Consider the following 13,733-nt stretch of genomic DNA (forward strand, 5'->3'; position numbering starts at 1 on the left):
GGGCGGGGACGGTGCGGGTCTCGGTACCCCGATGGCCGGAAAACATATAAGACCATATTTCATAGGACAAGGTCTTGAGGCAGGATTGGTCGCGGCAGCACCCGAAAGAAGGAGCCCGATGCACAGGCCGTCGACGTCCCCCAGTGCGCGATCAGTGCTGTTCGCGCCCCTGGAGCAGACCGGGCGGGCGGAACTCGTCGCCCGGCGGCTGGTGGACGCGATCACGCTCGGTGTTCTCGCCGACGGCGAGCAGCTGCCGAGCGAGGCCGAGCTCGCCGAGCAGTTCGGGGTGTCGACCGTGACCGTCCGGGAAGCGCTGGTAGCCCTGCGGCAACAGGGCCTCGTGCAGACCAAGCGCGGCCGCGGCGGCGGCAGCTTCGTGTGCGGGCCGCGGGAGGAGGACGACGAGTCCTGGCGAGCGCGGCTGCGCGAGGTGTCGCTGAGCGAGCTGCGGGACATCGGCGACCACTACGTCGCGGTCGCCGGCGCCGCGGCGAGGCTGGCCGCCGAACGCAGTTCGACCGAGGACATCGCCCGCCTGCAGCTCGCCGCCGAGGACCTCGACGGCGCGGCGGGCACCGCCGCGACCCGTGCCGAGCGCCAGTTCCACCTCGAGGTCGCCGCCGCGTCCCAGTCGCCCCGGCTGACCCACCAGGAGATCCAGCTGCAGAGCGAGCGGGGCGCGCTGCTGTGGCTGCCGCTCGGGCACCACGATCCGGTGACGGCGTGCACCGAGCACCGGGCCATCGCCGCGGCGATCGCCCAGGCCGACGGCGAACTCGCGCGGAAGTTGACCGAGCAGCACATCCTCGACACCATCGACCGATTGGGTGAGGTGCATCTTGACCTACTCGGGTCCTAAGCTTCGACACCTCGACTACGCGAGGGGCGGCATGGTTCACGACGCGGTGACCGGTGAGGACATCGTCGAGGAGGTGTCCGGGATCGTCGAAGGCGTGTTCGGACGACTGGCACCGGTCGTCACCGCGGCCACCGACGTCCTCGGCAGGCCGGGCCCGGTCCGCGCGACCGAACTGGACGCGCTCCGGCCGCACGTGCTCGCCGCGCTCGGCGGCCGGGTGGTCGGGGCCGGGTTCATCGCCGCTCCGGACGCCCTCGCCGACCAGCGGTTCGGCTTCGAGTGGTGGACGTGCACCGCGGGGGGACCGCCCGCGCAGCTGTTCATCAGCCTCGACCCGGCCAGCGATCATTTCCTCGACTACACGCGGCAGTCCTGGTTCACCGTGCCGCGCGACTCCGGCCGCCGCCACATCACCGGCCCCTACGTCGACTACCTGTGCACCGACGAGTACACGCTCACCTTCACCGTCCCGGTCCGGCGCGCCGGCGTGTTCGCCGGGGTAGTCGGCGCGGACGTGTTCGTGCAGGAGGTCGAGCGGGCGCTGCTGCCGAAGCTGCGCCACCTCGACGGGCGGGCAGCCCTGATCAACGCCCAGGGCCGGGTGATCGCGGCGAACACCGCGCGCCAGGCGACCGGCTCGCTGGTGCGCGATCCGGACATCGCGTCCTGGTGGAACTCCGGCGCCCCGCCGGTGCGCGACGACACCACGGTGCTGCTCCGCTGCGGTGACGCGCCGATCGCCCTGCTCGTCAGGAAGCGCTGAACGCGGCCGACAACTCCCGGTGGGCGTCCACGAGGGACGGTCCGTACCAGGTCAGGTAGCGGCCGGAGACCAGCACGAACGGCACGTCCGGGAACGCCTCGGGCCCGTCGACGTCGGTGAACAGGTACGGCTCGTCCGGCAGCACCAGCAGGTCGGCCTCGCCCCTGGCGAACCGCTCCCGCAGCTCGTCGATCTTCGGCCGGGGGTACCGGTCTTCGTGTCCGCTGTAGACGTTGGCGATACCCAGCCGGTGCAGCACGTCACCGCCGAACGTGTCGCGTCCCAGGACGATCCACGGCTTGCGCCACACCGGCACGACCGCGCGCGCCCGCTCGGGCTTCGCCTCGCGCCACAGCTCCTCGGCGGTGACCAGCCAGTCCGGCTCGGGCAGTTCGAGCGCCTGGGTCAGCAGGCGCCGCAGCGACGCGAGGGCGTGCGGCACGGTGGCGGGGGCCTCCATCACCCACACCGGGACCCCGTTGGCGCGCAGCCGTTCGACGTCCTCGGGCCGGTTCTCCTCGGAGTTGGCCAGCACGAGGTCCGGGTTAAGCGCGAGCACGTCGTCGACCTTCGGGTACTTCGACCCGCCCACCCGCGGCACCTCGAGGCCCTCCGGGTGCGTGCAGTAATCGGTGGCGCCCGCGATCCGGCCCGGCGCGCTCACCTCGACCGCCTCGGTCAGGGCCGGCACCAGGGAGACCACGCGCCGGGGCACGCCCCGCCGCGGCACGTCCTCGCCGAGATCGTCGAACAGGGTCATCGGCCGCCCTCCAGGTGTTCCAGCAGGACGTGGCCGTGGCAGGGCAGCGGCGCGCACCAGCAGCCCAGCGCCCGCCCCGCCAGCTCCGGGAGCCGGTCCAGCAGGTCGGGCCGCCCCGCCAGGTACTCGCGGTAGTGCCGCACCATCGCCTCCCGGTCCTGCTTGGCCTCCTTGACGAACGGGTTCGCGAACGGCGACTCGGGCCACGAGTGCCGGTTGCCCTTGTGCCCGATGTAGGTGATCAGGTCGTGCTCGACGAGCCACGGCACGAGGTGCTTGTGCGGCCCGGACTTGCGCACGTTGACCAGCACCGCGTGCCCGTCCCGCAGGCGCCCGGCCAGCTCGCGTTCTTCGTCGGTCCAGTCGTCGGTCATGCCCGTTCGAACGACACCTTCCGCTTGTCGACGTCCACCGCCGTGAGCCGGACCGTGATGCGCCGGCCCTCCGGCAGGTTCTCCCCCGCGCAGCGCGCCATCACCGGCGGGTCGGCCAGCATGATCTCCGCCCGGTTCTCCTCCGCGCGCAGCACGACGGCCTCGAAGGTGTCCCCGGTGCGGTCGGCCAGCGTCCACGCCTCGACCTGGTCGAGGCAGGCCTTCTCGACGCGGGCGGCGAGCTGGTCCGAGGCGTTCATCAGGCCGGGCAGCACGGCGAGCGCTTCGCGCGTCCACACCGGTACCGGCTCGCCCGCGCTGATCGCGAGGCAGATCTCGGCGGCGAACCGGTCGGCCAGGCGGCGGATCGGCGCGGTGACGTGGGTGTACGGCGCGCCGATGCCGGCGTGCGTCACCGTCCCGGGCAGCTCGCCGTCGAAGCTCGTGTACCCGGCGCCGCGCAGCAGGCGGGTGGTGTCGGTGTAGAAGGCCATCGACTCCGGTTGCGCGGGATCGAGGCCGGCCAGCAGCTCGGCGACGCCGGTGTGCGCGGGCCAGTCGATGCCGAGCGCGCGGGCGGCGCCGCGCAGCCAGTCCAGGGTTTCCGCGTCCGGCTCGGGCAGGGTGCGCAGCAGGCCGATCTTCGCGTCGATCATCATGCGGGCCGCGGCCATGCCGGTGAGCAGCGAGATCTCCGCGTTCCAGGCCTCCAGTACCGTGCGCGGCCGCATGCCCAGCACCCAGTCGCCACCGTTGGCGCCGATGATCCGGTCCGGCAGCTGCGGTTCGACGGCGCCGCGGCGCACGGCCAGCTCGCGGCGCAGGGTGCCCAGTTCGGGCAGGGCGGCGATCGACGGGTGCGGCGCCGCCGGGTCGGCGCTGGCGTAGTCGAGCTGCTCGGTCGAGCGGACCAGTGCGCGGTGCACGGTGGCGCCGGCGAGTTCGCCGTCGCGGTCGAGGTCGAGGGTCCACAGCGCGGCCGGGCGGATCTCGCCCGGCAGCAGGCTGGCGGCACCCTCGGACAGCACCGGCGGGTGCAGCGGGACGGTGCCGTCCGGCAGGTACAGGGTCTGCCCGCGGCGGCGCGCCTCGCGGTCGATCGGGCCGCCCGGCGCGACGAACGCGGCCAGGTCGGCGATCGCGTAGTGGACCCGGAAGCCGCCCGCGCGCCGCTCGATCAGGATGGCCTGGTCCAGGTCCTTCGCGCCCGCCGGATCGAGCGTGACCAGGGGCAGGTCGGTGGCGTCCGCGCGGTCGGCGGCGAACTCGGACGGGTCGAGCACGACGGTCTCGGCCTCGGCGAGCACGGCCGGGTCGAAGTCCTCCGGCAGCTCGAACTCGGCGCGCAGCCGGGCGAAGCCGCCGTCCGCCGAGTTCGTGCTGGTCACCACACGGGGCACACCTAGACCCTAACCCGGTCCGCGCTCTCCGGTCGCCCGATCGGGGTTCGGCCACCCGGGTGTATCTTGCTCGGACCTCATCGAAAAAGGATATCGTTTTCATCTGGCTGAAGGGTGTACATCGTGAAAGTCGCCTTCGTCGGCAAGGGCGGGAGCGGGAAGACGACGCTGACCTCGCTGTTCGCCGCCTACCTCACCGGGTCCGGCTGCCCCGTGCTGGCCATCGACGCCGACATCAACCAGCACCTCGCCGTCGCCCTGGGCGCGTCCGCGGAAGAGGCGGCGGCGCTGCCCACGCTCGGCGAGCACCTGCCCCTGATCAAGGACTGGCTGCGCGGCGACAACCCGCGGATCACCAGCGCCGACGCGATGATCAAGACGACCCCGCCGGGTCGCGGGTCGCGGCTGGTGCGGCCGTTCGAGGACAACCCGGTGATGGCGGCGTGCTTCCGCGACGTCGCCGGCGTGCGGCTGGGCGTGACCGGCCGGTTCACCGAGGACGACCTGGGCGTCGCCTGCTACCACTCGAAGGTCGGCGCGGCGGAGCTGCTGCTGAACCACCTGGTCGACGACGCCGGCGAATACGTGGTGATGGACATGACCGCCGGCGCCGACGCGTTCGCCTCCGGTCTGTTCACGCGCTTCGACGTGACGTTCCTGGTGTGCGAGCCGACGCTGCGCAGCGTCGGCGTGTACCGGCAGTACGCCGAGTACGCCCGCGACTTCGGTGTGCGGCTCGCGGTCGTCGGGAACAAGGTCACCGACGACGAGGACGTGGAGTTCCTGCGCGAGCAGCTGGGTTCCGACCTCGTGTGCTGGCTGAGCGGATCCGGGCACGTGCGCGCCGCCGAGCGCGGCCGCGCCCGGCCGATCACCGCGCTGGAGCCGCACAACCTGGAGGCACTCGCCACCGCCCGGTCCACTGTGGATTCCGCTCCGCGGGACTGGGCGAAGTTCCACCGGCAGGCCGTCGAGTTCCACCTGCGCAACGCCCGGTCGTGGGGCAACGAGCGCACGGGTGCGGACCTGGCCGCGCAGGTGGATCCCGAGTTCGTGCCCGGCCCGCCCGCGCTGGCCGGGGCGTGAAGAAGAAATCGAAAGGAGCACGATGTCCCTCGATGTACCCGCCGACCTGCTCGCCCGCGCCGAATCCGGTGCGGTGACCGACGCCGAGTTCGTCGCCTGCGTGCGCGACTCGCTGCCCTACGCGTGGCAGGTGATCAGCACGGTGGCCGCGGACCTCGAGGGCGGCACCGGCGACTTCGCCGACCACGCGACCCCGCCGCCGAGCGAGAAGGAGCGCGGTCAGCTGCTGCGGGCCCTGGCCTCCGACGCGATCCGCGGTGGCCTGGAACGGCACTTCGGCATGAAGCTCGCCTTCCAGAACTGCCACCGCGTCGCGGCCTTCCGGCCGGTCGCCGTGGACAGCGACGCCTACCGGGAGTTCATCTCACCGGCCGGCCAGCTGCGCAACCAGAGCCCCGCCCTGCGCGACTGCTGAGGTGGTGCGGAAGAGCCCCGGACCGGGTTCGGTCCGGGGCTCCGGTCATGTCCACTTGGCGTCTTCCTCGTCGGCCTTGCGGGTGCGCTCGCGGGCGATCTCGAGCGCCCGGCGCGCGGTGGCCTCGTCGGGGTAGGGGCCGAGGAGATCGATGGACCGCGACCGCTCGAGGTGCTCGACCTCGCCGGTGCGCGTGTTGTAGTACCACCCCTGGTCCGGGTTGGGGTCCGTGGATTTCGCCATGCTACGAGCTTCGCACCCGGCGCCGGGCGGCGCCAGCGGTCAGGACGGTAGCGGCGCGACGGGCGACGGCGCCCGGGGACACCCGCTTCGGCGAACCGGCGGCGATCCCGCTCAGGGTCGGTAGCGGTAGGGCAGCTCCGTCGGCTGGCCGGTAGGGCCGAAGTCCTGCTGCGGCTGGTCCTCTTCGAACCAGTCGCGGTTCCCGGCCGGGGTGCCGCGCGGGGGCGTCGCGTCGGCGGGCTTGGCGAGGCCGCCCAGGGGGATGCCGGCGGCCGGCGTGGGCTGGGGCTGCGGGGGCAGCGGCTCGGTGAACCGGGGGCGCTCCTCCGGGGGCTCCATCGTGCGCCAGGCCTGCGGGTTCGTCACGGGCAGCGCGGGCGGCGGCGCCCCCTGGCCGGATGCGGGCTGGCCCGAGGCCGGCTGGGCAGCCGCTGCTTGGCCGGCCCCCGGCGGCACCGGCCCGGCCTCGACGCTCCCCTGCTGCGCAGGCTGGTCCGCAGCGGGAGCGGCATCGGACTGACCTGGCGCGCCAGCGGACTGCCCCGCAGCACCGGGCTGGCCAGGCGCACCTGACGCACCGGGCTGGGCAGGCGCGAACCCCGCCCCCGGCTCCGGCGGGGTGCGCGGAGCCGCCACCTTCCGCGGCGGCTCGGGTAGCGGCGGGACCTCCGGGGACGGCGCGGTGGGCGTCGTGCGCCACACCGGCGCCGGTGGGAGGTTGATCGGGGCCGCGCGCGGGGCGTCCGGGGCCGGGGCTGGCGAATCGCTCTGGTGCCGCGCCTGCCCGCGCGGCGGGATCGGGTCCAGGCAGGGCACCAGGACGGTCGTGTTCTCCGGTTCCTCCACCTTCCGCCCGCTGCGCTCGCGGTAGACCATGTCACCGTCGGCGTCGATCTCGACCAGGTAGCCGACCTCGGCGAGCTGCTCCTCGTCCAGGTCGGTCAGCTTCTCGTACCGCGAGGGCACCGTGCGGTAGATCGGCCACGACAGCGACCGGTGCTGCTGGTGGAACTGGGACAGCAGCCCGGCCATCTGCTGCTGCCACGGCAGCGACATCCCCTCGGCCAGGGAGCGCGGCAGCACCACGTACCCCTCGTCCACGCCGGGCAGGCCCTGGGACAGGTAGTCGGCCAACGGGGTGCTCGACGCGGGCGGCCCCGAGCGCGGCGGGGGCGGCGGCGCGCCGAACAGGTCGCCCAGCTGCGCCGGCTTCTTGCTCTTACCGAACTTCTTCGCCACGGGGCATCACCTTCTACACGCCGGGCCGGACTGCCTGCGGCACAAGCTCGTCTTCGTTCCAGGAGACCTTCCGGGTGTGCACCGGCACCCCGGTCTGCTGCGCCTCCACGATCTTCCCGTCGCCAAGGTACATCGCGACGTGGTGGATGGTCGCCGGGTTGGTTGGGTCGTACGCCCAGAAGAGCAGGTCACCCGGCTGGGCGTCACGCACCGGCAGCATCGCGCCGTTCTTGTACTGGTCCCGCGACACCCGGGACAGCGTGATGCCCGCGGCCTCGTAGGCGCGCAGCATCAGACCCGAGCAGTCGTAGGAGTTCGGGCCGGTCGCGCCCCACACGTACGGCTTGCCCTGCTCCCCCAACGCGAACTGGATCGCCGCGGCCGCCGCGTTGTTCGGCGGCAGCGCCAGGCCCGCGCTCTGACCGCAGCCGACCATGTCCGCGACCTGGCCGAGGTTCTCCACCAGGTGGGCCGCCATCTGCTCCCACTTGTGGTAGCGCTCGGGGAACGCCGACCGCTCCACGTCCTGCGCGGAGGCGCCCGGGCGCTGCTTGTCCCAGCCGGGCACGGTGAGCAGGACGTCGTAGAACTTGTTGATCTGGTAAGGAATGTCCTGCAGCTGGGCGACCGACCCCCAGCCCATCGACGGGCGCATCTGGAAGATCCCCAGCGAGTCGCGGTCGCCGAAGCTGAGGTTGCGCATGTTGGACTCGGTCATGCCGGCCTGGATCGCGATCTGCCAGGCCCGCGGGGCGAGCCCTCGCTGCTTCCCGATCTCGATGATCTGCTTGATGATGAACTGCTGCTGGTCGTCGAGCCTGCGGGCCTGGGCCGCGCCCTGGTCGGAACCCGGCTGGCTCGGACCGATCGCGGCGTCGCAGCTGACGTTGGTGTAGGCGGCCTGCATCTGGGCCTGCTGCTGGTCGGTGACGACCTTCGCGACCACGCCGACAGTCGCGACACCGGCGAACAACACGGCGACGAGAACGCCGACGAGGACACCGATCCGCATGGGTCAGCTCGCCTGGTCGTAGCCGGTGACGAGCCAGCCAGCCGGGGTCTTCGCCACGGTGATCGACAGTTTGGGCCCGTCCGTGGGGACGAGCACCTGGAGGGAACTGGTGTAGGACTGGGTGACGGTCGGTTCGCCGGTCACCCTGGTCGCGGGGATGTTCGCCGGGTCCACAGTGGACATCTCCGGCAGGTACTCCTCCGTCGTGAGTGGACGCAACTGGTCCAGCCACTGGGCGTTGGTGATGCCGTCCGGGTGGGTGGCCCACGCGGTGGCCCACTGCTTGGCGACGGTGAGCGCCGCCGGGTCGGGCGCGGCGGAGGTCGGTTGCACCAGCGGTGCGGTGAGGCGCGTCGACATCGGGGCCGGCGTGGTGCCCGCGCTGCGCGAGGTGCTGGTGCCGCCGCCCGGGTCCTGGATCCGCACCGGTTCCGGGCCGGAGCGGTTCGGGTTGCCCAGCAACTGCGGCACGACGATGCCGATCGCGACGATCAGCACGACCACCGCGATGGCGGTGCCGACGAGGTGGGCGGGTGAGCGCAGCGGGAAACCCCAGATGCGGCGGTAGACGGCGGCGCGGCCCCGGTTCGTTCGGATCGGCATTCAGATCACCGCACGATCCGGTCGGTGTCACGGGAGTCGTCGCGGACCTCGAGCCCGCGCGAGGGCCGGTACAGCACGTGGACCGGTTTGCCGCCGACGAGTTCCTGCCCCGCGCGGCGCGGCTCCGGGCGCTGCGCCGGTGTCGCGGCGACGCCCGGCCGGGAGATGCGCGACGGGATGACGACGGGGTCGGGTTCGTCCCAGCCCCGGTCGTACACGGGCGAGGTGTCCACCCGGCGGCTGGGCCGTTGCGCGACGGGCGGCATCCAGCCGTCCGACCGGCGCGTGGTGCCCGGCGGGGCGGAGTAGACGAACGCGTCGGGATCCGCGCCTTCCGGGGCGTACCCGGCGAAGGCCGGCTGGTTGCGGCCGCCCGCGGGCAGACCGGGCCTGGACCGTCCGGGCAGAGCGGCCCCGCCGCCGGGCCAGGGCGCGCCGGACCACGCGGCCGCGGGGCGGGCCGCCATCGCGCCGGCACCGTCGAGGCGCTGCGCGGTGGCGAACACCGTCGCCTCGGGACGCCCGCGGCCGGCCGACCCGGTCGGGCTCGCGACCTCGCTCTCCTCGCCCTCGCGGACGCTTTCCCAGAACTCGTCCTGCGGGGTCGGGCCCTGCTTCTTGCGGAAGCGGCTGAACAGGCCACCGCTGGGGGCCGGGATGGACGACCCCACCATGCCGACCGACATCTCGACCATCTGCCACAGGCGCCGCACCGGCCGCCCGACGAGGAACAGCAGAACCGTCACCAGACCCGCCATGACCATCTGGGTGAGAATCGAGAGCGAATTCCCCGCGGCGAAGATCGCCTGCAGGAGCAGCGCGTGCACGCCGGCGAGGACGGAGAGGACGAGCAGGTTGAAGCCGACGGCACCGAGCAGACGCGCGACGCGCCGGAGGATGTCGTGGTGGACGAGCGCCACCAGGCCGATCAGCGGCGCGGTGAGCACGAAGAGCCGGATGAGCACCTGCGCGAGCAGTACCGACGCCTTCGCCAGCAGCTGGAACAACGCGTAGACCAGGCTCTGGCCGAGCGCGAGGAACCCGGACCCCGTCCGGCTGCCGCCCTCACCCGTGAAGTACTGGGTGGCCGGGCCAAGCTGGGTGGAGATGTTCTTGTACGCGGCCTTCTTCGAGTCCACCACACCCTGGTTGGCGTCGTCACCGTTGCGGATCTGGTTCCAGGTGAAGGCCTGCGCGTCGAGCAGGGGCCGCCCGAACTGCTGGGCCTGCGGCGCGTCCGGCGCGCCGAACTCGCCGCGCAGCCAGTTGCTGTAGATGACCTGGTTGTACAGATCCGTGGGCAGAACTTCGCGCACGATCCGGTCGCCCGAGTTGTCGACGAACCCGGCTTGGATGTTGGTGCTGGTCTGCACGATGGCCCGGTCGATGGGGTCGAAGTACTGCAGCATCGCCATGGACGACGCCGCCAGCCACACAGCGCCCAGCGCGTAGAGCCCGCGTTTGCTCACCGCCGACAGGTCGCCCCGCCAGATGTTGCGGAACATCATGATGGCGAGGACGAGGGCGAACAGACCGAACAGCTGCGCGTAGACGTTGTTGTAGACCTTTTCCGCACCCGATTTGACGGCGTTGTAGATCGGGTTGAGGAGGCCACCCTCCATGACCGTGTAGTGCAGCGAGTTCGTCGCACCGACGATGTTCTTGCCGATGTTGAAGAGCTGGTTACCGGCCCAGGTGTCGATGGTCGTGTTCGGACTGGTGATCCCGGACAACGGGCCGCAGTCGGTCTGGTAGACGTACCAGACGGTTCCGGCGTAGCTGTAGTCCAGGTAGCCGCTGCCGTCCTCACCGTGCCGAGCGGGCGGATCGAGCGCACCCACCAGACCCGAACCCGGCCGCTCGGGGTTCGGCGCGTCGCCGCAGGCGGCGGCTGATGCGGCCGGCGACATGACGATCGTCTGCAGGCCGACGAGCAGTGCGACTCCCGCGACGGCGGCCCACCGGGAGGGTCTCTTGCGCCGGCCGCCGCGGTTCTTCAGGCCTCGTTTCAGCGCGTGCCAGCCGCCGGCCAGCGCGAGCACGCTCAGGACCGTCAGGAGCGTCATGCGGCGTCCCAGCCGCCGCGTTTGCCCGCTCCCGCGCGCTCACCGTCCCGCTCACCGTCCCGCTCGCCGTCGGCCGATCCGGGCACCTCCTCGGCCAGGATCTGCTCCTCCGTGAGCCCCACTTCGCGCTCCGCGGCGAGCTCCAGGTCCGGCTCCAGCTCGTCGTCGGGGGGCGGCACCGGGACGTGCCGTTCCCCGGCGGCCGGCTCGGAGTCCCGCGCGTGCGTGTCGGCGGGCAGGGCGTCCTTCGAGCCCGGCGTCGTGTCCAGGGCCGCGCGCAGGTGGGCCAGGTGCGGGCCCGAGAAGTCCACCCGGATCCGCTCCACGCCACCGGCACCGTCCCCGAAGATGAACTGCCTCGGCTCGCGGTCGCGCTCCAGACCGCGCTGCGCACCGGGCCGCCGGCCCAGCGACGCGACCACCTGCTCGTACCCGACCCCCACCGGCACCTTCAACAGCCGCAGCGCGTCGGCCTGCGCCTCGTCGTCGTCGAGGCGCCCGACGAACACCGAGTCCAGCAGCGCGACGAACCCCTGGATCTTCAGGAAGTCGGCCGGGATCTGCGACGACAGCAGGACGCGGACGTTCCACTTCCGCGAGTCACGCGCGAACCGGTTCATCAGCACGCGCCCGGTCGGCACCTCGGACAGGAAGAACGCCTCGTCGATCCACACGCCCTTGCGCAGGTCCTTGGGCTTCTCGTACACCGACCGCTGGGTCAGCCACGCGGCCAGGTTCAGCATCTCGACACCGAGCGCCTCGGCGTCGGTCCAGTGCTCGCGGCCGACGCCGTCCTTGGGCAATGTCAGGCCGGCCATGGTCAGCACCGTCAACCGGTCGTCACGCGTCTCCGAGTACGGGTCCGCGTCGTTCTCCGGGATCAGCAGCGACATGCGCTCACGCATCTCGTCGAGGAAGTCCGCGACGACGATCGCGTGCTCGTGGTGCTCGCTCGCGTCCCGCCGCAGCGCGTCGATCACCTGGCCCGGGTCCGCGTCGTAGCGGCCACCGACCGCACGCACCGCCCGCAGCAGCACGATCCGGCTCTGCGGCATGCGCGCCACCTCGTAGGGCAGCACGCCGGTGAGCACGTCGAGCACGAGGCGCCGCCGGGTCGCGCCCGCCAGCGCGCGCTCGCGCCGCCACGCCCGCTCCGGGTCGTCCTCGTCCAGGAAGTGCTCGAGCAGCGGCTCGGCCACCACGCGGTACGGGTTCAGGATGCCGGGCTGTGCATTCAGCAAGTTGATGGGCCGCGCGTACGGCCGGATCTCCGGCAGGTCGCACAAGCGGGACAGCGGGCCGGACGGGTCCAGCAGCGTCCAGTGCGCCCCCGCGCGCAGCGTCTTGTAGACGATGCCGCCGCCGAGGAACGACTTGCCGCCACCGAGGCCGGCGACCATCGCGGTCAGACCCGACCCGTCGCGGATCTCCTGCGCCATCCACGGGTCCCAGGCCACCGGACGCCGCGTCGCGGTGCACGTCTCGCCGAGCAGGATGCCCCGGCGGTCACCGACCTCCGCGGTCGCCGTCGGCACCGCGGCCGCGGCCCACACGACCGACCCGCGCCGCATGTAGGCGGCCGAGGACAGCGGCTCGCCCGGGATGAACTCCCTGGCCAGCGAGTACTGCGCCTCCGGGTGCTCGATGGCGATCTTCGGCTTGTACAGGTCGAGCAGCTGCTGGGCCAGGCGCAGCGCCTCGCGTTCGGTGTCGCCGGACACCGCGAGCCGCCACCACGACCGCACGCGGGTGGCCAGCGCGGTGAAGCCGGACGTCATCTCGTCGTCGATCTCGAGCACGCGCGTCGCCTGCCGCGCCAGCGACTGCGGCGGCTCCAGCTCGTGCTCGTCGGTGTAGTGCTTGACCTGCGAGCGCACCTTGTTCATCTGGCGCTGCAGCTCGCCGGCCACCTCCTCGGGACGGCGCACGTAGATGCGGGCCGACCACTCCACCGAAGCGGGCAGCCGGTCCGCGTGTTGCACCCACGGGTCGTCGACCTCGGGGATCTGCAGGCCGTGCATCTGGCCGACGGTCAGCACCGCGAGGTGCCGCTGCACCCCGGCGTTCGACCCGGTGCGGCCGCGCACGGTGAGCGTCGGCGCGTACGGCTCGGCGTGGAAGTCCGCCGCGTCGGTGAAGCTGGCCAGGTCCTCCGGCTCCCAGGTCGCGCCGGGCACGGCGGGCAGGTGCCGGGGCGCGGGCAGGCCCAGCGAGCAGGACCGGTGCATCAGCCAGGACATCTCCTCGGCGTGCACCGGGCGGCCCTCCAGACCGGACGAGCCGATCACCTGGTCCAGGTGCTCGACCTCGGAGTCCAGCGCGGCCAGTTCGGCGTCGACCGCCTCGGGCAGGATGCGGCGCAGCAGGGGCGCGGCGCGCTCCACCGCGCGGTCGACGACACGCCGGGTCTGCACCTGGACGCCGATGTAGACCTCTTTCTCGGCCATCGACCGGCCGAGCAGCTGCTGCTGCTCCCCGATCAGGTAGTCGTCGAACGACAGCGCGCCGGGCACGTCCTGCGGGCGGCGGATGGCGTTGTGGACGTGGGCCTCCGCCCACATGCGGATCGGGTACGGCCGCGTCGTGACGCGCAGGTGCAGCCAGCGGCCCTGCAGCTCCGCGTACTGGCCCGCGATCGCGGCGATCAGGTCCCGGCGCTGGGAGTCCGAGCGGAACGACCAGCGCTGCGGCGCCAGCCGGTACCAGGCGTAGACCTCGTTCTCCGTGCGCACCAGGTGGCCGTCGATCGTGCGGAGCGAGATCGACGGGGTGTAGCTGGGTATGGCCTGTTCACCGGGCAGCCGGCGACCGGACTGCTTGCCGGGGGCGCGACCGTTCTGCGGCGGCCACTGCGTGGCCCCGCTGGGGTCGGGCTTCCCGGCCTTCCGGCGTCCGCCGCTTCCGAACAAC

General features: G+C 72.5%; 13 protein-coding genes. 4 read left to right on the forward strand and 9 right to left on the reverse strand.

From position 1 onward, the window contains the following. The first annotated feature begins 118 nt into the window (after positions 1 to 118). Positions 119 to 862: a FadR/GntR family transcriptional regulator gene (locus tag FB470_RS05775; RefSeq protein ID WP_306989326.1), complete on the forward strand. Its 744-nt coding sequence runs from the start codon at positions 119 to 121 to the stop codon at positions 860 to 862. Positions 863 to 893: 31 nt separating this feature from the next. Beyond that, complete coding sequence (locus tag FB470_RS05780) at positions 894 to 1,625, forward strand: cache domain-containing protein (protein ID WP_306989328.1); 732 nt, start codon at positions 894 to 896, stop codon at positions 1,623 to 1,625. Here FB470_RS05780 and FB470_RS05785 read toward each other — a convergent pair. The 3 genes from FB470_RS05785 to FB470_RS05795 are packed head-to-tail and all read right to left on the reverse strand — an operon-like array spanning position 1,612 to position 4,159. Next, a complete protein-coding gene (locus FB470_RS05785) occupies positions 1,612 to 2,385 on the reverse strand; it encodes a helical backbone metal receptor (RefSeq protein ID WP_306989329.1) in 774 nt (257 codons plus the stop codon). The two genes, FB470_RS05780 and FB470_RS05785, sit on opposite strands and share 14 nt — an antisense overlap. After that, entirely contained in the window at positions 2,382 to 2,759 is a 378-nt protein-coding gene (locus FB470_RS05790; protein WP_306989331.1) for a DUF4326 domain-containing protein, read from the reverse strand. The genes FB470_RS05785 and FB470_RS05790 overlap by 4 nt, the downstream gene beginning before the upstream one ends. Then, a complete protein-coding gene (locus FB470_RS05795; protein WP_306989332.1) occupies positions 2,756 to 4,159 on the reverse strand; it encodes an RNB domain-containing ribonuclease in 1,404 nt (467 codons plus the stop codon). The genes FB470_RS05790 and FB470_RS05795 overlap by 4 nt, the downstream gene beginning before the upstream one ends. A 123-nt stretch (positions 4,160 to 4,282) precedes the next feature. On the opposite strand from FB470_RS05795, the gene FB470_RS05800 reads away from it, so the two are divergent. Together FB470_RS05800 and FB470_RS05805 are read left to right on the forward strand one after the other, a co-directional pair. After that, the gene (locus FB470_RS05800; RefSeq protein ID WP_306989334.1) at positions 4,283 to 5,245 is read left to right on the forward strand and encodes an ATP-binding protein; all 963 of its coding nucleotides are present in this window, start codon (positions 4,283 to 4,285) and stop codon (positions 5,243 to 5,245) included. Positions 5,246 to 5,267: 22 nt separating this feature from the next. Next, entirely contained in the window at positions 5,268 to 5,660 is a 393-nt protein-coding gene (locus FB470_RS05805) for an SCO5389 family protein (RefSeq protein ID WP_306989335.1), read from the forward strand. Positions 5,661 to 5,705: 45 nt separating this feature from the next. Here the strand turns inward: FB470_RS05805 and FB470_RS05810 are convergent, their stop codons facing one another. The 6 genes from FB470_RS05810 to FB470_RS05835 form a co-directional block, all read right to left on the reverse strand. Further along, positions 5,706 to 5,903, reverse strand: a complete 198-nt coding sequence (locus FB470_RS05810) for a hypothetical protein (RefSeq protein WP_306989336.1) — start codon at positions 5,901 to 5,903, stop codon at positions 5,706 to 5,708. Positions 5,904 to 6,014: 111 nt separating this feature from the next. Further along, positions 6,015 to 7,142 carry a hypothetical protein gene (locus FB470_RS05815; protein WP_306989337.1) on the reverse strand — a complete coding sequence of 376 codons (1,128 nt, stop codon included), beginning with the start codon at positions 7,140 to 7,142 and terminating at the stop codon, positions 6,015 to 6,017. 13 nt (positions 7,143 to 7,155) lie between these two features. Next, the gene (locus tag FB470_RS05820; protein ID WP_306989338.1) at positions 7,156 to 8,154 is read right to left on the reverse strand and encodes a C40 family peptidase; all 999 of its coding nucleotides are present in this window, start codon (positions 8,152 to 8,154) and stop codon (positions 7,156 to 7,158) included. 3 nt (positions 8,155 to 8,157) lie between these two features. Further along, complete coding sequence (locus tag FB470_RS05825; RefSeq protein ID WP_306989340.1) at positions 8,158 to 8,757, reverse strand: hypothetical protein; 600 nt, start codon at positions 8,755 to 8,757, stop codon at positions 8,158 to 8,160. Between the two features lie 5 nt (positions 8,758 to 8,762). Beyond that, on the reverse strand, positions 8,763 to 10,823 hold the full coding sequence (locus tag FB470_RS05830; RefSeq protein ID WP_306989341.1) for a magnesium transporter: 2,061 nt from the start codon (positions 10,821 to 10,823) through the stop codon (positions 8,763 to 8,765). After that, a complete protein-coding gene (locus tag FB470_RS05835) occupies positions 10,820 to 13,732 on the reverse strand; it encodes an ATP-binding protein (protein ID WP_306989342.1) in 2,913 nt (970 codons plus the stop codon). Before FB470_RS05835 ends, FB470_RS05830 begins: the two co-directional genes overlap by 4 nt. Between the last annotated feature and the right edge of the window lies 1 nt (position 13,733).

Origin of the sequence: Amycolatopsis thermophila, from assembly GCF_030814215.1 — a bacterium.
GTDB lineage: Bacteria > Actinomycetota > Actinomycetes > Mycobacteriales > Pseudonocardiaceae > Amycolatopsis_E > Amycolatopsis_E thermophila.

Coding starts and splice junctions, on each gene's coding strand:
- FB470_RS05775 (WP_306989326.1), top strand. CDS start 119: ATGCACAGGCCGTCGACGTCCCCCAGTGCGCGATCAGTGCTGTTCGCG.
- FB470_RS05780 (WP_306989328.1), top strand. CDS start 894: ATGGTTCACGACGCGGTGACCGGTGAGGACATCGTCGAGGAGGTGTCC.
- FB470_RS05785 (WP_306989329.1), bottom strand. CDS start 2,385: ATGACCCTGTTCGACGATCTCGGCGAGGACGTGCCGCGGCGGGGCGTG.
- FB470_RS05790 (WP_306989331.1), bottom strand. CDS start 2,759: ATGACCGACGACTGGACCGACGAAGAACGCGAGCTGGCCGGGCGCCTG.
- FB470_RS05805 (WP_306989335.1), top strand. CDS start 5,268: ATGTCCCTCGATGTACCCGCCGACCTGCTCGCCCGCGCCGAATCCGGT.
- FB470_RS05810 (WP_306989336.1), bottom strand. CDS start 5,903: ATGGCGAAATCCACGGACCCCAACCCGGACCAGGGGTGGTACTACAAC.
- FB470_RS05820 (WP_306989338.1), bottom strand. CDS start 8,154: ATGCGGATCGGTGTCCTCGTCGGCGTTCTCGTCGCCGTGTTGTTCGCC.
- FB470_RS05825 (WP_306989340.1), bottom strand. CDS start 8,757: ATGCCGATCCGAACGAACCGGGGCCGCGCCGCCGTCTACCGCCGCATC.
- FB470_RS05830 (WP_306989341.1), bottom strand. CDS start 10,823: ATGACGCTCCTGACGGTCCTGAGCGTGCTCGCGCTGGCCGGCGGCTGG.